Below are 21,460 nucleotides of genomic sequence, written 5' to 3' on the forward strand. Positions count from 1 at the left end.
ATTTAATTTATTGGAATTGCAATTCCAATACCAGATCTTAAACCAGACCAACCTGTGGTTACTTTGTTGTTAGAATTGTTAGTTAAATATGCTTCATTATTATCGTCAAATATTAATTTTCCTCCAAAAGTAATATCAAAACCAATGTTTGCTTTTAAAATCAAAAAAGATAAAGGATATTCATAGTTTAATTGAGCTCCAAGTCCAAAATCAGTAGATTGAAAATCGAAATTATCTTGTTGGATATTATTTGAGATTTCTGAAAAGCTATTTAAATTGAACCGAGAAAACATAGAAAATCCTCTAAACCCAATTCTAAAATCTTTTTTTTCTGAAAGATTTAAAAAGTAGATTGCACCAAATGTAATAGCACTCAGTGATTCTTCAATTTTAACAATACCAGAATAATCTGAATAGGATATTTTGCCTCCAGTTGAATTATAACTTAAGAATAATGCAGAATTAGAGTCTACAATTTCATACCCTAAAGTAAAACCTATATTTGCAGGAAAATCATCTACAGTCTTTAATGTGATTGGAGCTAAATCTGCTTTAAATTCTTGTTGAAAATCTGACAAACTAGAATGCGAAAAAGAATTGTAATTTGTTTCAATAAAAATTTTTCCTTGTTGTGAGAATGCATTTATACTTAAAATAAAAGCAATTACTGTTATTGTTTTCTTCATGTTACAGATAGTCTTTTATGTAAAATCCTCTTATAGAAACAAGCGTATTGTTAAAGAAAAAATAGTCTTGTCCATTAATTCTAGAATTATATAACTTAATTGATTTTCTGACTTCTGTTGCAGCATCAATGATGTGAAGTTCTGTGTCTGAGTTATAAGATTTTGTAAAAACTAAAAACTTATTTTGGTCTTCTAAAAAGTTGAAATATCTTGGATTTAAGTTGTCAAAAATTGAAAGTTCAGTACTTGTATTTGTTATTGTGTTAAGCTCAGATAATTTACTGTTATATGAATTAAAGTAAATGGTGTTTTTTTGAGAGTTTTCTTGAAAACCAATGATATTAGAATTGTTATCTGTTTGATGAATTAAGGTTAAAGTTTCATTTTCTTTTTTGTAAATTTTGTCTAATAAACTAAAATATTTTCCATTTAAAGTTATCCCAAAAAACTCTGATTTTCTTTCTGATAAAAGTTGTTTTTTTGAAGGTATATCATATATTTTTACAGTGTTGTAAGTATTTATATTGTCTATTATCAAAGTGTTTTCTCGATATCTAACTAAACTTCCATATTCTCTTTCAGAGTAATCATTTATGTGATGCTCAGATATTTTAGAAAGAGAATTACCATCAATAACCATAGATTTAGAATTTAAATCTAATAATAAGTTTTCGTTTTTATCAACCGTTAAATCACCAAAATAATTGGTGGTGGTTGTTACTATTGTTGTGTTTGTAATTTCAAAAGTATCAGGATTAAATTCTATAATTTTTACTTGATTATTAGCAGGATAATTTTGTGTAGCCTCTATTAATAAAGCATAAATTTTATTTGACTTTGGTAAGTGAACAAATTTTCTGTAAGAATAATAATCAGGAGTCTCAAATTTTTCACCTCTATTTACTTTTAGATATAAAGTATTAGAATTATAACCATTTTTTGAATTAAAATTTAGAGAATAGCTTTCTTCAAACCCAAAATTGATTGCAGTAGATAATAGTTTTTCACCACCATTCACATCAAGAGAAGTATAGATGTTATTAACACCTAAATGAAAATCTACACTACTTATGTTGTTGTAAAGTGCATGTTTAGACCATTTTATTTTTGTGGTGTTATCATCTATAAACTCAAATTGAAAATTAAAAGTATCTGGTATTGTTATAGATTTTGTTTCACTAGATACATTATTGTAATAATTTTCAATAAGTGTTTTGTATTCAATATTTGTTCCAATAGAATTTGTATCAATATAATATCCGTTTGCAACATCTTGTTTGGTTAATATAATGCTGTTGTAATTTCCATCATTTTCGATATTCAAATAAGGTGAAATAGAACGTTCTATTTCGTCTACTAATTCATAAGAGTCAAAACTAACTTTTATAGAGCCATCTATAAGTTCTACAGAATTTATATTTAATGGAATTGCTTCTTTGTTTACATCAAAATTAAAATTTTGAGATGCAACATAAGTTTCTCCTACTGTTAATTCAGCTAAACTCCCAGTGTTAGAATTGATAATTATTTCTATTTTTAGAGTATGATTTCCTTGAGATAGATTTGTTATATCTAAGAAAAAGCTGTCATCTTCATTATAGTTTTGGGTGATAAATTTATTATCAACATAAAAATTAATATGGTTTAAAGTATTTTTTACTGATGTAAAGCTATATTCAATATATTTTGGTTTTGTAATTGTTTCTCCAGTAGAAAAATTAGGTAAAACAAAAGAAATTGAAGGGTCTAAAACTTCAATTTCATTATAATAATCTTCAGAAAATTTAAACTCACAAGATGAAAAAAGAATTATTGTTACCAGAAGTAACAATTTAGGGTAAAGGTTTTTCATTAACTTTTTAAACAAAGATACAAATTCAACTTATAATTTATTTACTTATTTTGTTGAATTTTGGTCGTTTTATTTTCTTTTATTAAAAGGGATTCCTTGTTTATATCTAGGATCATAAACATATAATTCTGGAGTAAGTTTTTTAACAACTTTACCTTCTTTTTCTATGGAAAAATTTCCGGTTTCTAAATTATATTCCAGTTTTTCAATGTTAGTGTTTACTTTTACGTATTCTCCATTTTTTGATGATGAAATTTCTGTAGACTCTATAGTTTTTTTAGGATGATTCTTAGAAATATAATCTAATAAGTCATCTTTATAAATAGAATAAATTGATAGAACTCCTTTTTCATCAAAAAGATGATATCTACAAAACTTATTAGATTTCTTGAATATTGAGAGTTGAATATTTTCTAACGGAATTTTTATAGAGTCTATGTTTAAGAAATTATCCTTAATTTCAATTTTATATGTATGCAGTTTTGATTTTTTTCTAAAGAAACTATAAAACATTCCTATTCCAATTATTAGGACTATAAGTAATTCTATAAAATATTTTTCGAAATCATCAAAACTATCTAATAAAGAAAACATGAAAATAACAGCTAATAAAACAACTAAAAGTAGAATGCTATTTGCAATACCAAAACCTTTTGATGGTTTTTTACCGTTATAAAAAAATATCATATTAATTCAATTTAAAATCTATTTGTTGGCTTTTTAATGTAGCCAATAACTCATTAGAAATATTAATTTTGGTATTTCTACTAGGTAAACTTACTTCAATCTTTTCTTTAGCATCCCAAATAGTAAAATGTAAATTTTGTTTACCAGGAGAATTTTTAAGAATGGTTTCTAAATTTAAAATTGTATCAGCTTTAATTTCGTTTAAAGGTATTTTAATGGTAATTTTTTTACACAACTCATCCATAATGTCGTGTAATAATTTCATTTCTGTAAATTTTAATCTTGGTTCTCCAGTAACCCCTTCTTTATTAGTCCAACCTGGTTGAATGGTTGCTCTAACAAATAAGAAAGAATTTGGCACTAAAAAGTGTTTCATTCTTAAGTAATCTTCACCAAAAATTCTAAATTCATTACTGTCTCCATAATCTTCCATAGTAAACATTGCCCAACCTTTTCCTGCTTTAGAAACTCTATGTTGCACATCTGTAATAATTGCTGCAAAAGTTAAGTTTGCTCCTACATATTTTGATAAATCATCTTTAAAATGTTTTAATGCAGCGTTGCAAAAAATCATTTCATTTTTAAAATCATCTAAAGGATGTGCAGAAATATATATACCAATTACTTCTTTTTCTTGCGATAAAAGTTCCATGGTTCCCCAGGTTTCACATTCAGGAATATCTGGTTCTGGAAACTGAACAGTAGAGGTTTCTCCAAACATAGAAACTTGTGCAGAATTTTGGTTTTCTTGATGTTTACTTCCAAATTTCATGGCGCGTTCTAAAAATGTCAATCCTTTTTCATCAGTAGCAAAATATTGAGCTCTATGTGTATCAGTAAAAGAATCAAAAGCACCTGCTTTAATTAAACTATCAAAAGATTTTTTATTAGCAGCTCTTAAATCTACACGTTTTGCTAAATCAAAAATAGATGTATAATTTCCATTTTCTTTTCTCTCTTCTATAATTGCTCTTACAGCTCCAGCTCCAACTCCCTTTACAGCTGCCATTCCAAATCGTACAGCACCTTCATTATTTACAGAAAATTTTAAATAAGATTCATTTAAATCTGGACCTAAAACAACTAATCCCATTCGTTTACATTCTTCCATAAAGAACGAAACCGATTTAATATCATTCATGTTATTTGAAAGTACAGAAGCCATATATTCTGCAGGATAATGTGCTTTTAAATATGCAGTTTGATAAGCGATCCACGCATAACAAGTTGAGTGAGATTTGTTAAAGGCATAACTTGCAAAGGCTTCCCAGTCTTTCCAAATTTTTTCTAATTTTTCTTCATCATGACCATTTGCAGCTGCTTGTTCAATGAATTTTGGTTTCATCTTATCTAGAACCGCAATTTGTTTTTTACCCATTGCTTTACGTAAAACATCGGCTTCACCTTTGGTAAAATCTGCCAATTTTTGCGATAGTAACATTACTTGCTCTTGGTAAACTGTAATTCCATATGTTTCTGCCAAATATTCTTCCATGGCAGGTAAATCATACTCAATGTCTTCTGTTCCGTGTTTTCTGTTGATAAAACTCGGAATATATTCCATTGGTCCAGGTCTGTACAAAGCATTCATTGCAATTAAATCTGCAAAAACCGTTGGTTTTAAGGAGCGCATGTGTTTTTGCATTCCAGGAGATTCATATTGAAAAACCCCTACAGTTTCTCCTCTTTGAAAAAGTTCATAGGTTTTTATATCATCTAAAGGAAAGTTTTCTGGATCTAATTCTACACCATGTTTTGCTTTTACAATTTTAACAGTGTCTTTAATTAAAGTCAATGTTTTTAAACCTAAAAAGTCCATTTTTAACAAACCTGCATTTTCTACTACAGAGTTATCAAATTGGGTAACATACATGTCAGAATCTTTTGCAAGAGCAACAGGAACATAGTTGGTAATATCACCAGGAGTAATAATTACGCCACATGCATGAATACCTGTGTTTCTGACAGAACCTTCTAAAATAGTAGCTTTGTTAATAGTTTCTGAAACTAAATCTGTTCCAAAAGACATGCTTTTTAGTTCTTCTACTAATTGTTTTTCTTCTGCTCTTAATCCTGCAACTTTACCTAAACTTTTAGGGTCGTCTCCAAAAATATTTTTTAGTTTAATTCCTGGAATTAGTTTTGCAATTCTATCAGCTTCAAAAAGTGGTAAATCTAAAACTCTGGCTGTATCTCTAATAGAAGATTTTGCAGCCATTGTACCATAAGTAATAATTTGTGCTACTTGATTTGCACCATATTTATCAATTACATAATCCATAACTCGTCCACGACCTTCATCATCAAAATCAATATCAATATCGGGCATGGAAACACGTTCTGGATTTAAGAAACGCTCAAAAAGTAAATCGTATTTAATAGGATCAATATTTGTAATCCAAAGGCAATAAGCAACAACAGAACCAGCTGCAGAACCACGACCAGGACCAACAGCAACATCCATTTTTCTTGCTTCTCTTATAAAGTCTTCAACAATTAAAAAATAACCAGGATATCCTGTTTTTTCAATTACTTCTAATTCAAAATCTAACCGTTCTTTAATAGATTCTGTAATTTCTCCATAACGAATTTTAGCACCTTCAAAAGTTAAGTGTTTTAAGAAGTTGTTTTCACCTCGTTTTCCTCCATCTTCTTCATCTTTTGCATCTTTAAATTCATCAGGAATATCAAAAGCAGGTAATAAAACATCCCTAGCAAGCGTAAAAATTTCTATTTTATCTACAATTTCTTGTATGTTAATGATGGCTTCTGGTAAGTCTGCAAAAAGAGCTTTCATTTCATCAGAAGATTTGAAATAATACTCTTCGTTTGGTAAACCATATCTGTAGCCACGTCCTTTACCTTTTGGTGTAGCTTGTTTTTCTCCATCTTTTACACACAATAAAATATCGTGTGCATTTGCATCTTTTTTTTCTAGATAATAAGTATTGTTAGTAGCAACAATTTTAACATCATGCTTTTTAGAGAATTTTATTAAAGTTTCATTTACAATTTTTTCATCTTGTTGATTATGACGCATCAACTCAATATAAAAATCACCTTTAAATTCTTCTTTCCACCAAAGCAATGCTTCTTCAGCTTGTTTTTCTCCAATATTTAGAATTTTACTTGGTACTTCACCATATAAATTTCCTGTTAATACGATAATATCTTCTTTGTATTTCTGAATAACTTCTCTATCAATTCTTGGAACATAATAGAAACCATCCACAAAAGCTATAGAAGACATTTTTGCTAAATTATGGTACCCTTTTTTGTTTTTTGCTAATAAAACAACTTGATAACCATTGTCTTTTTGAGACTTGTTTTTATGGTCTTCACAAACATTAAACTCGCAACCAATTATTGGTTTCATTGGAGTTTCTGCAGATTTATTGTGGTTTAAAACTGCACTAACAAAATGAAATGAAGCCATCATGTTTGCAGTATCTGTCATTGCTACTGCAGGCATATTATCTTTAGCTGCTGCTTTTACAATATTACCAATTTGCATGGTAGATTGCAGTACAGAAAACTGTGTATGATTGTGTAAGTGAGCAAACTGAACGTTTTTTAATTCAGCTAAACCATCAGAAGTAGATTTTGTTTCTTCAACACCTTTTAACTTTTCTAAGCGTTGGCGAATTTTATCACTTTCCTTTTTTAGATTGATGTGTTTTAAACCAATTACCTGAATTGGTTTTGGGTTTGCTTCAGAGAAATTTTTAAAATAATCTTCGTCAACATCTAATTGTTCTTTTGTAAATTCTCTTAAACGAATTAATTCTAAAAAACAACGCGTAGTTGCCTCAACATCGGCAGTTGCATTATGCGCTTCACCAAAACCAACACCAAATAAATGATTGTGTAATTCTGTTAAAGTCGGTAGTTTAAATTTTCCTCCACGACCTCCAGGAATTTGACACATAGTAGCAGTTTTTTCTGTACATGTATCTAAAAGAGGGAGAGAAGTTAAATTATTTTCAACTCCTAATCTATGGAATTCACATCCCATAATATTAATATCAAAACCTACATTTTGACCAACAATAAACTTCGTTTTTTTTAAAGCTTCGTTAAAAAGTTGCAAACCTTCATCTAAACTAATTCCTTGTTCTGCTGCTAATTCAGTAGAAATTCCATGAATTCTTTCTGCATCATAAGGAATGTTAAAACCATCTGGTTGCACTAGAAAATCATTGTGTTCTAATACATTTCCCATTTCATCATGTAATTGCCATGCAATTTGAATACACCTTGGCCAGTTATCTGTGTCTGTTATTGGAGCGTTCCAACTTTTAGGTAAACCAGTGGTTTCTGTATCGAAAATTAAGTACATGAAAAAAAAGTGTTTGTAGCAGCGTTTAGTTGTTTAAACGAACATGTAAAAATAGTTTTTTTTGATGGATTTTTTAAGTAGAAGTTATTAACGATTGTTTATTGATTGTTAGTGAGTGCGTTAAGGATTGAACGGTTTGTTTGAGCTCTTTTTGAAGGATGAAAAAAAGCGAGTAGTGAAAGCCTGTTAAAACGCCCTAAAAATTATTGAAAATTAGTGTTTTAGATTAAAAAAGGTTTTGTATTTTTGCGCCCACTTACTACGAGATGGTAAGATTATTAATAATCGAGGTCGAGAACCTCAAAAAATTAACAAATTATGTCTGTAAAGATTAGATTACAAAGACACGGTAAAAAAGGTAAGCCATTCTATTGGATTGTTGCTGCTGATGCTCGTGCAAAAAGAGATGGTAGATACTTAGAAAAAATAGGTACTTACAACCCAAACACGAACCCTGCAACTATTGACTTAAACGTTGATAAAGCTGTACAATGGTTACAAAATGGAGCTCAACCAACAGATACTGCTAAAAACATTTTATCTTACAAAGGTGCAATGTTAAAGAATCATTTAGCTGGTGGAGTTAGAAAAGGTGCTTTAACTCAAGAGCAAGCAGATGCTAAATTTGCAGCTTGGTTAGAAGAAAAAGCAACTAAAATTTCTGCTAAAGAAGAAGGTTTAAGTGCAGCACAAGCTGATGCTAAAGCTAAAGCTCTTGCAGCAGAAAAAGCAGTAAACGAAGCAAGAATTGAAGCAGCTAAACCAGTTGTGGAAGAGGTTGCTGAAGAAGCTACTGAAGAAGTTGAAGCAGCAGCTGAAACTATTGATGAAGCAGCAGAAAAAGCAGCTGAGTAAATTATAAAGTTCTACGAGTATGCGTAAAGAAGATTGTTTTTATTTAGGCAAAATCGTAACAAAATATAGTTTTAAGGGTGAAGTTGTTATCAAATTAGATACAGATGAACCTGAGTTGTACAAAAATATGGAATCAGTTTACGTCGAATTCGGCGCAAATTTGGTTCCATTTTTTATTGATAAAAGTTCTTTGCATAAAGGTAATCAGTTACGTGTACAGTTTGAAGATGTGTATTCTGAAGAAGAGGCAGATTCAATTTTAAAATGTGGTGTTTATTTGCCTTTAGAAATGTTGCCTAAACTTGAAGGCGACAAGTTTTATTTTCATGAAGTAATTGGTTTTACTGTAGTTGATGCAAATTTTGGTGAAGTTGGTGAGATTGTACATATAAATGACAAAGCAGCACAACCACTTTTTGAAATTGATAGAAATGGAACAGAAATCTTTATTCCGATGATAGATGATTTTATTAAAAAAGTGGATAGAGAAAATAAAGAAATACAAGTTGAAACACCAGAAGGTCTAATAGCTTTGTATATTTAGAAAGGTGTCTGAGTGGTCGAAAGAGCTACCCTGGAAAGGTAGTATACTAGTAATGGTATCGAGGGTTCGAATCCCTTCCTTTCTGCAAAAAAATAATATTAATTTAAGAAAGTTCTGTGTTAAAATGCACAGAATTTTTAGTTTAAAATAGTAAGATATTTTGTCTAAACCATTTAAGTTTAAAGAGTTTACAATACATCAAGATAAAACAGCTATGAAAGTTGGTACAGATGGAGTTTTATTAGGTGCTTGGTGTTCTGTAGAAGATTTTCCTGATACTATTTTAGATGTAGGATCTGGTACAGGAGTTGTTTCTTTAATGATTGCACAACGTTCTGATGCTATGACTATTGATGCTGTTGAAATTGATGAAAATGCTTACGAGCAAACTGTTGCTAATTTTGAAGAATCTGATTGGGGAGATCGTTTGTATTGTTACAATGCTACATTTCAGGAATTTGCTGATGAAATTGCTGAAGAAGAAGAAACGTATGATTTAATAGTTTCTAATCCGCCATTTTATACTGATAATTTTGAAACTAATGATGAAGCTAGAAATAAAGCACGTTTTACAACTTCTTTATCTTTTGAAGAATTATTATTAGGAGTTTCTAAAATATTATCTGCAAGCGGAAAATTTTCAACAATTATCCCTTTTAGAGAAGAAGAAAATTTTATTGCTTTGGCAAAAGAAAAACAGTTGTTTTTAAATAAGATTTGTAGAATAAAAGGAAACCCAACTTCTGAAATTAAAAGAATTTTGTTAGAGTTTTCTTTTAAAGAAAATAACATCATCGAAGAAAATTTAACCATAGAAATAGAACGTCATCAATATACAGAAGCATATATTAATTTAACTAAAGACTTTTATTTAAAAATGTAATTAACCAGTTATATGGTTTGGGTTGTATCCTAAAAATGGAACTTTCTTTTCCGTAAATTTTATTCCATAATTTTTTAATTCATTTAAAATAGGTTCGTAAACTTCTTTTGTAATTGGTCTTTGTACTCCAGGAGTTTTAATCTCGCCTTTTAGTATTTTTAAAGCAGCAATACCAACAGGTAGTCCAACAGTTTTTGCCATTGCAGTATAAGTTTGGTTTTCACCAATTACAACCAAACTACTTTCAATTTGATGTTTTTTTCCTTTATGCTCATACCCAAATATGTGTTGCATAACTATCATGTCTTTGTCATCTTCTTTTAATGTCCAAGAATCTGATAATATTTTTTGAAGCATTTGAGCTGGAGTTGCATTCTTCAACCCAATTTTTTTATTTGGATTGAATACATCAAGTTCAACTAATTTTTCCCACATTACATCATCTTGATCAATTTTTAAATAAGAACGTAGTTTTAATTCTACAGAATCTGATGGAGAATAAGCTAAAAATAAGTTTACAAAATCACGATAACTCATGTTTTCAGAGTTTTCTATAGTATATGAATCATCTGTCATACCAAGTTGAACAAAAATGTTCCAAGCTCTAGAAAAACCAATTTTTCTAATAGTACCTCTATACATAGTTGGTATATTATCTAAACCATATATACTTCTGTATTTTAAAGAATCTCTATTTGCATAAGCTTCAAATTTTCCACTTCCGTTTACATTTAAAAACTCTGTACGTCTAAATAATTTATGATAAGGAATGTATTTATAAGTTCCCTCTTGAATAAACATAGCTGCTCCACCTTGACCTGCTAAAACTACATTCCTTGGATTCCAAGTAAATTTATAGTTCCATAAATTATCATCACTTTCAGGTGCAACTAAACCACCAGTAAAAGATTCAAATAATAACATTTTAGAACCATTATTTCTAATGTTATCAATTACTTGCATTGCACTCATATGATCAATACCAGGATCAACCCCAATTTCGTTCATAAAAACCAAACCTTTTCTTTTTACTTTTTCATCTAATTCTTTCATTTCTTTAGAAATATATGAAGCAGTTACTAGGTTTTTATTATAAGTAATACAATCTTTAGCAACTTCAAGATGAAATCTTGCAGGTAACATAGAAATTACAATATCTGCTTTATTGATAAAATACTTACGTTGTTCTTCATTAAATACATCTAAAACAACACTTTCTGCATTTTTATGATTATTGATAAGTTTATTAGAATTTTCTGTAGAAATATCACCAATAGTTAAATGTAAATTTTCTTCATCAGATTTTTCAAGTAAATACTTAATTAAATAAGAACTCGATTTTCCTGCACCAATAATTAAAATGTTTTTCATCTATAAAACCTATTTTTGTAAAAAACGAATATACTATTTTTGTTTAAAATTTAACAAAAACTACTAAAAATGTTTAAAAATTTAATTTTTGTTTGTGTTTTAGGAATGTTAGCAATTGTTTTAGGTGCTTTTGGAGCTCATGCTTTAAAAGATACGTTAACTGTTTCAGAATTATCTAGTTTTGAAACTGGAGTGCGTTATCAAATGTATCACGTAATTGTTTTATTATTCATTAATACTTATAATGGGTTTTCAAAATCTCAAAAGAATAGAATTTCTTTTTTATTTTTCTTAGGGATATTCCTTTTTTCTGGATCAATTTATCTAATCCATTTAACAACTTTAACAGCTAATTCAATTTGGTTTATAACGCCATTAGGGGGACTTACTTTTATATCTGGTTGGATTTATTTAATTATCATATTCGTAAATAAATCGTTAAAAAATAAATAAATGATAATTTTTATATAATAATTAAAGCGATAAGGAAATATTGCTTAATTTTGCCTCATAATAATTACAACTATAATTAAAAAACATTGATATGGTAGATACAAGTACGAAATCGATTTCGTTAAATAGTCTAGGAATCAAAAATGCAAAAGTTCGTTATCAATTAACTTCAGACGAGTTACATGAAGAAACAATTAAAAATGAACAAGGTGTAGCATCATCTTTAGGTGCAATTGCAGTAAATACAGGTGAGTTTACAGGAAGGTCTCCTCAAGATAGATTTATTGTAAAAGATGAAGTAACTAAAGACCTTGTTTGGTGGAGTGATATTAATATTCCTTTTGAATCAGAAAAATTTGATGCTCTTTATAATAAAGTTGTCAATTATTTATCTGAAAAAGAAATTTATGTAAGAGATAGTTATGCTTGTGCAGATGAAAATTATAAATTAAATATTAGAGTAGTAAATGAATATCCTTGGAGCAATATGTTTGCTTACAATATGTTTTTACGTCCAAGAGAAGAGGAGTTGGTAAATTTTTCTCCAGAATGGACAGTAATTAATGCACCAGGATTTATGGCAAACCCAGAAGTTGATGGAACACGTCAACACAATTTTGCAATATTAAATTTTAGTAAAAAAATAGCATTAATAGGAGGAACAGGTTATACAGGTGAAATTAAAAAAGGAATTTTTTCTGCACTTAATTTTATTTTACCAGTTTATAAAAACACCTTACCAATGCATTGTTCTGCAAATGTTGGTAAAGAAGGAGATACTGCAATTTTCTTTGGATTATCTGGTACAGGAAAAACAACATTATCTACAGATCCAGAAAGGAGTTTAATTGGAGATGATGAACATGGTTGGACATCAGAAAATAGAGTTTTCAATTTTGAAGGAGGTTGTTATGCTAAAGTGATTAATTTATCACAAGAACAAGAGCCAGAAATTTTTGCAGCAATAAAAAAAGGTGCAATTTTAGAAAACGTAATTATGGATGAAAATGGAGTTATCGATTTTACAGATACTTCAATTACTCAAAATACAAGAGTTAGTTACCCTATTAATCACATAGAAAATATTAAAACACCTTCAATAGGAGAAAACCCAAAGAACATTTTCTTTTTAACAGCAGATGCTTTTGGAGTTTTACCTCCAATATCTAAGTTAACACCTAGTCAAGCAGCATATCATTTTATTTCTGGTTATACTGCAAAAGTTGCAGGAACAGAAGCTGGAGTTAATGAGCCTACTCCAAGTTTTTCAGCTTGTTTTGGAGCTCCATTTATGCCATTACATCCTACAAAATATGCAGAAATGTTAAGTAATAAAATGCAAGAAGCTGGGGTACATGTATGGTTAATTAATACAGGTTGGTCTGGTGGGAAATATGGTGTTGGTAGAAGAATGCCATTAAAGTATACAAGAGCAATGATTACAGCTGTTTTAGAAGGTAAATTAGGAAATTATACGTACGAAGATTATCATATTCACTCTGTATTTGGAGTAGCACAACCAAGAACTTGTCCTGGAGTTCCTACAGAATTGTTAAGCCCTAGAGCAACTTGGAATGATGATGAGGCTTATTATAAAGAAGCTTTTAAATTATCAAACGCTTTTAGACATAACTTTAAAAAGTATGAAAAGTTTGCAAACGAAGAAATCCGAAGAGGAGGTCCACAACGTTATGCATTTTAGTAGTTTTTTGTTTTTATGAAAACACCTCTTTTTGAGGTGTTTTTTATTTTAAAAAAGTATCTTTAGTCAGAAATAAATTTAGAATTTTATTTATGATTAAAAAATGGTTTCAAAATATAGGACCAGGCACTTTAATTGCAGCAGCATTTATTGGTCCAGGAACTGTTACACTTTGTACACTTGCAGGAGTAAATTTCGGATTTAATTTACTTTGGGCAATGTTACTTTCTATAATTGCAACAATTGTGTTGCAAGAAATGGCTGCTAGATTAGGTATTATTTCTCAAAAAGGATTGTCTGAAGTAATTAGAGAGGAAATTAAAAACCCACTTTTAAAACAGTTATTAACTTTTTTAATATTGGCTGCAGTTGTGGTTGGTAATGCTTCTTATGAAGCAGGAAATATTAGCGGAGGAATTTTAGGTTTAGAAACAGTTTTAGGTGAAACTATTATAAATTTGGGGTCTATAAGTGTTAATGTTTTAAGTATAATTATAGGTGTAATCGCCTTTACGTTATTGTATATTGGTAATTATAAGTTTTTAGAAAAAACGTTGGTTTCACTTGTTTTAATAATGAGTGTTTCTTTTTTAATTACAGCAATTGTTACAAAACCCAATGTTTTAGAAATTTTAAAAGGAATGTTTATTCTTAAATTTCCAGATAAAAGTATACTCACAATAATTGGTTTAATAGGTACTACAGTTGTGCCTTATAATTTATTTTTGCATGCTTCTTTAGTTAAAGAAAGATGGTACAAAAAAGAAGACTTAAAATTAGCAAAAAAAGACACTTTTATATCTATTGTTTTAGGAGGCTTAGTATCTATGTCAATTATAATTTCTGCAGCTTCAATTCAAGTTACTAATATTAATAATGCTGCAGATTTAGCTAAAGGATTGGCTCCTTTATATGGAGAATTCGCTAAATATTTTTTAGCTCTAGGATTATTTGCTGCTGGAATAACTTCTGCAATTACAGCTCCACTTGCAGCAGCTTATGTAGCCAAAGGTTGTTTAGGATGGAAAGGTGGATTAAAATCTAAAAAATTTAGATTGGTTTGGATTGCAATTTTGTTAATAGGAGTTTTATTTTCTTCAATAGGAATAAAACCCATTGAAATTATAAAATTTGCTCAAGTTGCTAACGGAATGTTACTACCAGTAATTGCTGGAGCTTTATTGTGGATAATGAATAAAAAAGTGGTCTTAGGAAGTTTTGTAAATAGTAAATTTCAAAATATTTTTGGTTTTGTAATTTTAGGAATAACCATTTTTTTAGGTTTAAAAGGAATCTTAAAAGTCTTTAATGTTTTTTAAATGAAAATAGATATTAATTGTGATGTTGGAGAAGGTGTAGAAAACGAACATTTATTAATGCAATTTATTTCCTCTTGCAATATTGCTTGTGGAGGTCATTTTGGTGATAAAAATTCTATAGACTCTAGTATTAATTTAGCTATAGATAATAATGTTTTAATTGGAGCTCATCCATCTTTTCCTGATAAAGAAAATTTTGGAAGAAAAATTATAGATATTTCAAATGAAGATTTAAAAAAAAGTATTCAAAATCAAATAGATTTATTCTTAGAAAGATTGTCTAAATTCAATCAAAAATTGCATCATATAAAACCACATGGAGCTTTGTATAATTTAATAAGTGTAGATGAAAAATCTGCAATACTTTTTATAAATACAATTAAGAAATATATGAGTGATGTTTTTTTATATGTTCCTTTTAATTCAGAAATTGAAAAAGTAGCATTAAAAAATAAAATTGAAATTAAGTACGAAGCTTTTGCTGATAGAAATTATAATGAGGATTTAACACTTGTTTCTAGAAGTAATGAAAAAGCGTTAATATTTAATCCAAAAAATGTGTTAAATCATGTTTGTGAAATGGCGTTAAAAGGGAAAGTAAAAACGATTTCTAATATTGATAAGCCTATAAAAGTAGATACTTTTTGTATTCATGGAGATAATAAACATTCTTTAGAAATTTTAAAAACACTCTCTAAAGAATTATTAAAAAAAGGAATTAAAATTGGATAAAAAAATTACATTCAAACCTTTTGGCAAAAAAGCTATTCTAATTGAATGGGATGCTATTATTGATGAAGAAATTTTAAATGACATTCTAAATTTTAAACAGAAAATAGAAGACAATTTAGATGTTCTTTTTACTGATTTAATAGTTGGTTATAATTCTTTAACAATTAGGTTAATAGATGAATGGAGTAATTTTTTAATATTAGAAAGTAAATTAAAAAACATTTATAAAACTAAATTACAGGTTAAAAAAGAACTAAATTATTTATGGAAAATCCCTGTTTGTTATGATTCTGCATTTGGAATAGATTTAGAGGAAATTTCACTTAAAACAAACTTTACAAAACAAGAAATTGTAAAATTACATTCAGAAAAAATTTACACAGTTTTCTTTATAGGTTTTTTGCCTGGGTTTTTATATTTAGGAGGATTAAATCCACAAATATTTGTTGATAGAAAATCAAATCCAAGGTTAAAGGTAGAAAAAGGAGCTGTTGCAATTGGTGGGCAACAAACTGGTGTATATCCAACAGAATCTTCTGGTGGTTGGAATATCATTGGAAAAACGCCAATTGATTTTTTTAATATAGAAAACCAAAATCCTTGTTTTGCAAAAGCAGGAGATAAGATTAAGTTTTTATCAATTTCTAAAAATGAGTTTTATCTAATAGAAAAAGAAATAGTAAATGGAGATTATCAACTTTCAAAATCTATATTAGATGATTAAAGTTTTAAAAGCTGGTTTTTATAGTTCCATTCAAGATAAAGGAAGAATAGGTTTTGCCTCTTTAGGGGTACCTATTTCTGGAGTTATGGATACTTATTCTGCTAATATAGCTAATAGTATTTTGGGAAATTCTTTAGATGCTGCATTGATAGAAATTACTTTTGGAGGTGCAAAACTTGAATTTTTATCTGATACTGTTATTTGTATTTCTGGAGGTAATTTTTCGCCAAAAATTAATAACCAATCAGTTTTATTAAATACTAGAATTATTATCTCTAAAAATGATGTTTTGTCTTTTGGAAGTGTTCATTTTGGAGTAAGATGTTATTTAGCTGTTTTAGGAGGATTTAAAACTGAAATTAAACTAAAAAGTAGAAGTTTTTATCAGAAAATTACAGAAAATAATGTTATTCAGAAAAATGAAATTCTTCCTATAGATGAAATTACTCATAAATTGGTTTCTAGTAACACTTCTGTTAAAGTATTAAAATCTCATTTTAATATAAGACATATACAATGTTATAAGGGGCCTGAGTTTGATTTGTTAAATGATACTCAAAAACAACTTCTTTTTAATAATTTATTTTCAATCTCAAATGATAATAATAGAATGGGATATAGATTAAGAGAATCTATTAAAAATGAATTGCCTCAAATTTTAACTTCAGCAGTTTTGCCAGGTACTATTCAGTTAACACCCTCAGGGAAATTAATAATTTTAATGAGAGATTGCCAAGTAACAGGAGGTTATCCAAGAATTTTACAACTTAAAGAAAGTGCAATAAATCAATTAGCACAAAAAACTACAAATGATAGTTTTAACTTTGTTTTAGAAGCATAAAAAAAGCATCCAATTTTGGATGCTTTTTATAAGAATTATAAAAAAATTATTGCTTTGTTTCAACAATAACTTCAACAGTTTCTTTTATTTCTTTTTTGTTTTTTTCAACATTTACAGAAACAATATTTCCAGCTTCTTTAGCTTTCTTTTCAATTTCAGCAACAGTTCCTTCAATTTTTTGAATTTCCTCAGTTATTTTACCATCAATAGTTTTTGTTGTAGTAATTGTAGCCATTGCTAAATCTCCAGAAGTTTGTTTAATTTCAACTTTAACTTCTTTTTTAGTTTCATTATGGTTAGAAACAGCACTACTATTCATTGCTATACTTGGAGCAATTACTAAAGCAACTACAGACATTAATTTTAAAAGAATATTTAAAGAAGGACCAGAAGTATCTTTAAAAGGATCTCCAACTGTATCACCTACAACAGCTGCTTTATGAGCTTCACTTCCTTTTCTTCCTTGTTCTTCAATTGTTTTCTTTGCATTATCCCAAGCTCCACCAGCATTAGATTGAAAGATAGCCATTAAAACACCACAAGTTGTAACACCAGCTAAAACTCCACCTAACATTTCTGCACCACCAATAAATCCAACAGCAACTGGTACAGCAATAGCTAATAAACCAGGTAATACCATTTCTTTAATAGATGCTTTTGTAGAAATATCTACACATTTATCATATTCTGCTACACCATCTGCAGCATCAAAAATAGCTCTATCTTCTGCAGAAGCTTTAGACATATCAGAATCATATTTACGCATAACTTCTAAAGCAGCTTTTAAAGCAGGAATGTCTCTAAACTGACGACGAACTTCTTCAATCATAGCCATTGCAGCTCTACCAACTGCATTCATAGATAATGCAGAAAATACAAATGGTAACATACCTCCAATTAATAAACCAGCCATAATTTTTGGTTGAGAAACATCAATTGCAGTAACACCAGCAGTTTTCATAAAAGCAGCAAATAAAGCTAAAGCAGTTAAAGCTGCAGAAGCAATTGCAAATCCTTTACCAACAGCAGCAGTTGTATTACCAACAGCATCTAATTTATCAGTACGTTCTCTAACTTCACTTGGTAATTCTGCCATTTCAGCAATACCACCTGCATTGTCACAAATAGGACCATAAGCATCTACTGCTAATTGAATACCTGTATTTGCTAACATACCTACAGCAGCAATTGCAATACCATATAATCCAGCAAAATGATGAGACACAATAATAGCAGCTGCAATTAAAATAATTGGAATAGCTGTAGACATCATACCAACACCTAAACCAGCAATAATATTTGTAGCAGAACCAGTTTCAGATTGTTCTACAATAGAAAGTACAGGTTTTTTTCCTGTAGCAGTATAATACTCTGTTATTTTACCAACAGCTAAACCAGCAATTAAACCAGCAATTACTGCATAAAATACTCCTAAAGAACCATGAGGTAAACTAGTAGTACCAGTTAACATGTTTTCAATAATAAAGTAAGAAGCTATTACCATTAAACCAGCAGAACCAAATTCTCCTATATTCAATGCAGTTTGTGGATTACCTCCATCTTTTACTCGTACAAAGAAAGAACCTAATATAGACATTAAAATACCTACAGCTCCAAGTACTAAAGGTAAATAAACTGCTCCCATTCCATTAAAATCTGGAGTGATAATAAAAGCACCTAAAACCATAGTTCCTATAATAGAACCTACATAAGATTCAAATAAATCAGCACCCATACCAGCAACATCACCTACATTATCACCTACATTATCTGCAATAGTTGCAGGGTTTAAAGGATGATCTTCTGGAATACCAGCTTCTACTTTACCTACTAAATCTGCACCAACATCTGCTGCTTTTGTATAAATACCACCACCAACTCTTGCAAATAATGCAATTGATGAAGCTCCTAATGAAAAACCTGAAAGAACATTTAAAACTAAAGTTAAATTCTCAGACCCAGGCCACATAGCTTGATAAGCAATAAATAAAACACTAAGTCCTAGAATACCAAGACCAACAACACCTAACCCCATAACTGCTCCTCCAGCAAAAGCTACTTCTAAAGCTCTTCCTAAAGATGTTTTTGCTGCTTGTGTTGTTCTAACATTAGCTTTAGTTGCAACTTTCATTCCAATAAATCCTGCTAAAGCAGAACATATAGCACCAATTATAAATGAAAGAGCTACCATTCCACTAGATCCTTCTTCAGAAGAACCTTTAAAAAATAATAAGATAGCTACAGCTACAACAAAAATTGCCAATACCTTGTATTCAGCTTTTAAAAATGACATTGCTCCTTCAGCAATATTTTTTGCAATACGCGACATTTTTTCATCACCAACTTCTTGTTTAGAAACCCATCCGCTTTTTAGAAAAACGAAAAGAAGGGCTACAACACCAAAAAGAGGTAAAAATTTTACGATTAATTCCATACTTGTTTAGTTAATTTTAAGTTTAAATTTTTTGACAAGCTAAAGTAATAAAATTAATGTGACAAAAAAAGGCTATCTAAATTAAAGATTATGTAATTTGATCCCCTTTAAATTATTATATTAATACTATGACTTATGTCAGTTTTATTTACTATTGTTATTGAATTTAGATATAGTTATCAAATTTTTAATAACTATAATTAATGCTTTAAGATTTAAATTAATTAAAAGCAAAAAAAAAAACATCTTATTTAATAAGATGTTTTTTTGATTGAATTTATATTGTAAAAGTTCTTTTCTTTTTATGCTCACTTTCTTCATAACGTTCAACACATTCGTTATAAATTTTTACTGCTGCTGCAGCATCTCCCCAACCACCAGTATCAACTTTTTTCTTTTCTAAATCTTTATATACTTGAAAAAAGTGTTCAATTTCTTTTAATCTATGTGGATTTAAATCTTTAATATCAGTTTTGTTACTCCAAATTGGATCAGAAACTGGTACACATATTACTTTTTCATCAGGTCCTTTTTCATCAGTCATATAAAAAACTCCAATTGGTCTAACTTCCATTACAACCATTGGATAAGTAGGTTGGTGTCCTAATACTAAAACATCTAAAGGATCTTGATCTAATGCTAATGTTTCAGGTATAAACCCATAATCACCAGGGTACATCATTGAAGAAAAAAGCATTCTATCAAATCTAATTTTGTGTAAAGCAAAATCATATTCATATTTATTTCTACTTCCTTTAGGTATTTCTATAAGTACATCAAAAGTTACTTGTTTTTTTTGTTCTTTACTCATTGTCTTCTTTTTATATTGAATAGGATGTAAAAATAATGAATATATAAGGTTTATCCGTTTTTTTTAAAGTATAATTTACGCAATGGTTTTCGGTTGTATATTTTTTATCATAATCATAAAAAAAAAGCCTTTTTCAAAAGAAAAAGGCTTTTTTTAATTTTAATAGATATAATTAAACGTATAAAACTTCTTTTACAGCTTTAATTACATCTGTATGATTAGGTATCCAAGCGTTAAATAATACTGAAGAATATGGAGCAGGAGTATCTGCTGTTGTAATTCTCTTAATTGGAGCATCTAAATGATCAAATGCTTCATCTTGAATTCTATATGTTATTTCTGAAGAAACACTTGCAAATGGCCATGCTTCTTCTAGAATTACTAATCTATTTGTTTTTTTAACTGACTCAATAATTGCAGCATGATCCATAGGACGTACTGTTCTTAAATCGATAATTTCAACTGAAATTCCTTCTTTAGCTAATTCATCAGCAGCTTTATAAGCTTCTTTAATTATTTTTCCAAAAGAAACAATAGTTACATCTGTACCTTCTCTTTTTATATCTGCAACACCAATTGGTATAATGTATTCTCCTTCTGGAACTTCCATTTTATCACCATACATTTGTTCAGATTCCATAAAAATTACTGGATCATCATCTCTAATGGCAGCTTTTAATAAACCTTTTGCATCATAAGGATTAGATGGTACAATTACTTTTAAACCTGGAGTATTTGCAAACCAGTTTTCAAATGCTTGTGAGTGTGTTGCTCCTAATTGACCAGCAGATGCCGTTGGTCCTCTAAAAACAATTGGGCAATTAAATTGACCACCAGACATTTGTCTGATTTTTGCAGCATTGTTAATAATTTGGTCAATACCAACTAGAGAGAAGTTGAATGTCATATATTCTACAATAGGTCTATTACCATTCATTGCAGAACCTACTGCAACACCAGCAAAACCAAGTTCAGCAATTGGAGTATCGATTACACGTTTTGGACCAAACTCATCTAACATACCTTTAGATGCTTTGTATGCACCATTATACTCTGCAACTTCTTCACCCATTAAATAAATGCTCTCATCTCTACGCATTTCTTCACTCATGGCTTCGCAAATAGCCTCTCTGAATTGAATTGTTTTCATCTAGTATTTGTTGTAATTATTAATTTGAGAAGCAAAAGTACGAATTTATGAGAAAATAGATAGCTAAAAAGCATAAT

17 protein-coding genes and 1 tRNA gene are annotated in these 21,460 nt (G+C 29.2%); 10 read left to right on the forward strand and 8 right to left on the reverse strand.

Features of this window, described 5'->3' with window-relative positions; translation table 11 throughout:
• Positions 1–2: 2 nt before the first annotated feature.
• The 4 genes from MPF13_RS12230 to dnaE all read right to left on the reverse strand — a co-directional run bounded on the left by MPF13_RS12230 (position 3) and on the right by dnaE (position 7,564).
• On the reverse strand, positions 3–686 hold the full coding sequence (locus tag MPF13_RS12230) for a hypothetical protein (RefSeq protein ID WP_249982885.1): 684 nt from the start codon (positions 684–686) through the stop codon (positions 3–5).
• Position 687: 1 nt separating this feature from the next.
• Complete coding sequence (locus tag MPF13_RS12235; protein ID WP_249982887.1) at positions 688–2,538, reverse strand: hypothetical protein; 1,851 nt, start codon at positions 2,536–2,538, stop codon at positions 688–690.
• 69 nt (positions 2,539–2,607) lie between these two features.
• A complete protein-coding gene (locus tag MPF13_RS12240) occupies positions 2,608–3,225 on the reverse strand; it encodes a hypothetical protein (RefSeq protein ID WP_249982889.1) in 618 nt (205 codons plus the stop codon).
• 1 nt (position 3,226) lies between these two features.
• A complete protein-coding gene (gene dnaE / locus MPF13_RS12245; protein ID WP_249982890.1) occupies positions 3,227–7,564 on the reverse strand; it encodes a DNA polymerase III subunit alpha in 4,338 nt (1,445 codons plus the stop codon).
• A 318-nt stretch (positions 7,565–7,882) separates the two neighbouring features.
• Between dnaE and MPF13_RS12250 the strand changes: the two genes are divergently transcribed.
• From MPF13_RS12250 to MPF13_RS12265, 4 genes are all read left to right on the forward strand, one after another.
• Positions 7,883–8,419: a 30S ribosomal protein S16 gene (locus tag MPF13_RS12250; protein ID WP_249982892.1), complete on the forward strand. Its 537-nt coding sequence runs from the start codon at positions 7,883–7,885 to the stop codon at positions 8,417–8,419.
• Between the two features lie 19 nt (positions 8,420–8,438).
• Complete coding sequence (gene rimM, locus MPF13_RS12255) at positions 8,439–8,963, forward strand: ribosome maturation factor RimM (RefSeq protein WP_249982894.1); 525 nt, start codon at positions 8,439–8,441, stop codon at positions 8,961–8,963.
• Positions 8,962–9,048 (forward strand) — tRNA-Ser (locus MPF13_RS12260). Before rimM ends, MPF13_RS12260 begins: the two co-directional genes overlap by 2 nt.
• 129 nt (positions 9,049–9,177) lie before the next feature.
• On the forward strand, positions 9,178–9,846 hold the full coding sequence (locus MPF13_RS12265) for a tRNA1(Val) (adenine(37)-N6)-methyltransferase (RefSeq protein ID WP_249983083.1): 669 nt from the start codon (positions 9,178–9,180) through the stop codon (positions 9,844–9,846).
• Here MPF13_RS12265 and MPF13_RS12270 read toward each other — a convergent pair whose 3' ends face one another.
• On the reverse strand, positions 9,847–11,217 hold the full coding sequence (locus MPF13_RS12270) for a saccharopine dehydrogenase family protein (RefSeq protein ID WP_249982896.1): 1,371 nt from the start codon (positions 11,215–11,217) through the stop codon (positions 9,847–9,849). It abuts the gene before it with no gap.
• A 69-nt stretch (positions 11,218–11,286) separates the two neighbouring features.
• Between MPF13_RS12270 and MPF13_RS12275 the strand changes: the two genes are divergently transcribed.
• The 6 genes from MPF13_RS12275 (at position 11,287) to MPF13_RS12300 (ending at position 16,988) form a co-directional block, all read left to right on the forward strand.
• Complete coding sequence (locus MPF13_RS12275) at positions 11,287–11,670, forward strand: DUF423 domain-containing protein (RefSeq protein WP_249982898.1); 384 nt, start codon at positions 11,287–11,289, stop codon at positions 11,668–11,670.
• 91 nt (positions 11,671–11,761) lie between these two features.
• Positions 11,762–13,372 carry a phosphoenolpyruvate carboxykinase (ATP) gene (pckA, locus tag MPF13_RS12280; RefSeq protein WP_249982899.1) on the forward strand — a complete coding sequence of 537 codons (1,611 nt, stop codon included), beginning with the start codon at positions 11,762–11,764 and terminating at the stop codon, positions 13,370–13,372.
• A gap of 92 nt (positions 13,373–13,464) precedes the next feature.
• The gene (locus MPF13_RS12285; RefSeq protein ID WP_249982901.1) at positions 13,465–14,691 is read left to right on the forward strand and encodes an Nramp family divalent metal transporter; all 1,227 of its coding nucleotides are present in this window, start codon (positions 13,465–13,467) and stop codon (positions 14,689–14,691) included.
• Complete coding sequence (pxpA, locus tag MPF13_RS12290; protein WP_249982903.1) at positions 14,692–15,423, forward strand: 5-oxoprolinase subunit PxpA; 732 nt, start codon at positions 14,692–14,694, stop codon at positions 15,421–15,423.
• Positions 15,416–16,147, forward strand: coding sequence for a 5-oxoprolinase subunit PxpB (gene pxpB, locus MPF13_RS12295; RefSeq protein WP_249982905.1), 732 nt, complete (start codon positions 15,416–15,418; stop codon positions 16,145–16,147). The genes pxpA and pxpB overlap by 8 nt, the downstream gene beginning before the upstream one ends.
• Entirely contained in the window at positions 16,140–16,988 is an 849-nt protein-coding gene (locus MPF13_RS12300) for a 5-oxoprolinase subunit C family protein (RefSeq protein ID WP_249982907.1), read from the forward strand. The genes pxpB and MPF13_RS12300 overlap by 8 nt, the downstream gene beginning before the upstream one ends.
• Before the next feature lie 46 nt (positions 16,989–17,034).
• Here the strand turns inward: MPF13_RS12300 and MPF13_RS12305 are convergent, their stop codons facing one another.
• The 3 genes from MPF13_RS12305 to MPF13_RS12315 form a co-directional block, all read right to left on the reverse strand.
• Positions 17,035–19,422, reverse strand: coding sequence for a sodium-translocating pyrophosphatase (locus MPF13_RS12305; RefSeq protein ID WP_249982909.1), 2,388 nt, complete (start codon positions 19,420–19,422; stop codon positions 17,035–17,037).
• Positions 19,423–19,699: 277 nt separating this feature from the next.
• Positions 19,700–20,233, reverse strand: a complete 534-nt coding sequence (locus MPF13_RS12310) for an inorganic diphosphatase (RefSeq protein ID WP_249982911.1) — start codon at positions 20,231–20,233, stop codon at positions 19,700–19,702.
• Between the two features lie 172 nt (positions 20,234–20,405).
• A complete protein-coding gene (locus MPF13_RS12315; RefSeq protein WP_249982913.1) occupies positions 20,406–21,383 on the reverse strand; it encodes a pyruvate dehydrogenase complex E1 component subunit beta in 978 nt (325 codons plus the stop codon).
• Between the last annotated feature and the right edge of the window lie 77 nt (positions 21,384–21,460).

Origin of the sequence: Polaribacter sp. Z022 (assembly GCF_023555495.1) — a bacterium.
Taxonomy (GTDB): Bacteria; Bacteroidota; Bacteroidia; order Flavobacteriales; family Flavobacteriaceae; genus Polaribacter.

Excerpts from the sequence above, each read along its gene's own strand:
- MPF13_RS12230 (WP_249982885.1), bottom strand. The coding sequence starts at position 686 with ATGAAGAAAACAATAACAGTAATTGCTTTTATTTTAAGTATAAATGCA.
- MPF13_RS12235 (WP_249982887.1), bottom strand. The coding sequence starts at position 2,538 with ATGAAAAACCTTTACCCTAAATTGTTACTTCTGGTAACAATAATTCTT.
- MPF13_RS12240 (WP_249982889.1), bottom strand. The coding sequence starts at position 3,225 with ATGATATTTTTTTATAACGGTAAAAAACCATCAAAAGGTTTTGGTATT.
- dnaE (WP_249982890.1), bottom strand. The coding sequence starts at position 7,564 with ATGTACTTAATTTTCGATACAGAAACCACTGGTTTACCTAAAAGTTGG.
- MPF13_RS12250 (WP_249982892.1), top strand. The coding sequence starts at position 7,883 with ATGTCTGTAAAGATTAGATTACAAAGACACGGTAAAAAAGGTAAGCCA.
- rimM (WP_249982894.1), top strand. The coding sequence starts at position 8,439 with ATGCGTAAAGAAGATTGTTTTTATTTAGGCAAAATCGTAACAAAATAT.
- MPF13_RS12265 (WP_249983083.1), top strand. The coding sequence starts at position 9,178 with ATGAAAGTTGGTACAGATGGAGTTTTATTAGGTGCTTGGTGTTCTGTA.
- MPF13_RS12270 (WP_249982896.1), bottom strand. The coding sequence starts at position 11,217 with ATGAAAAACATTTTAATTATTGGTGCAGGAAAATCGAGTTCTTATTTA.
- MPF13_RS12275 (WP_249982898.1), top strand. The coding sequence starts at position 11,287 with ATGTTTAAAAATTTAATTTTTGTTTGTGTTTTAGGAATGTTAGCAATT.
- pckA (WP_249982899.1), top strand. The coding sequence starts at position 11,762 with ATGGTAGATACAAGTACGAAATCGATTTCGTTAAATAGTCTAGGAATC.
- MPF13_RS12285 (WP_249982901.1), top strand. The coding sequence starts at position 13,465 with ATGATTAAAAAATGGTTTCAAAATATAGGACCAGGCACTTTAATTGCA.
- pxpA (WP_249982903.1), top strand. The coding sequence starts at position 14,692 with ATGAAAATAGATATTAATTGTGATGTTGGAGAAGGTGTAGAAAACGAA.
- MPF13_RS12300 (WP_249982907.1), top strand. The coding sequence starts at position 16,140 with ATGATTAAAGTTTTAAAAGCTGGTTTTTATAGTTCCATTCAAGATAAA.
- MPF13_RS12305 (WP_249982909.1), bottom strand. The coding sequence starts at position 19,422 with ATGGAATTAATCGTAAAATTTTTACCTCTTTTTGGTGTTGTAGCCCTT.
- MPF13_RS12310 (WP_249982911.1), bottom strand. The coding sequence starts at position 20,233 with ATGAGTAAAGAACAAAAAAAACAAGTAACTTTTGATGTACTTATAGAA.
- MPF13_RS12315 (WP_249982913.1), bottom strand. The coding sequence starts at position 21,383 with ATGAAAACAATTCAATTCAGAGAGGCTATTTGCGAAGCCATGAGTGAA.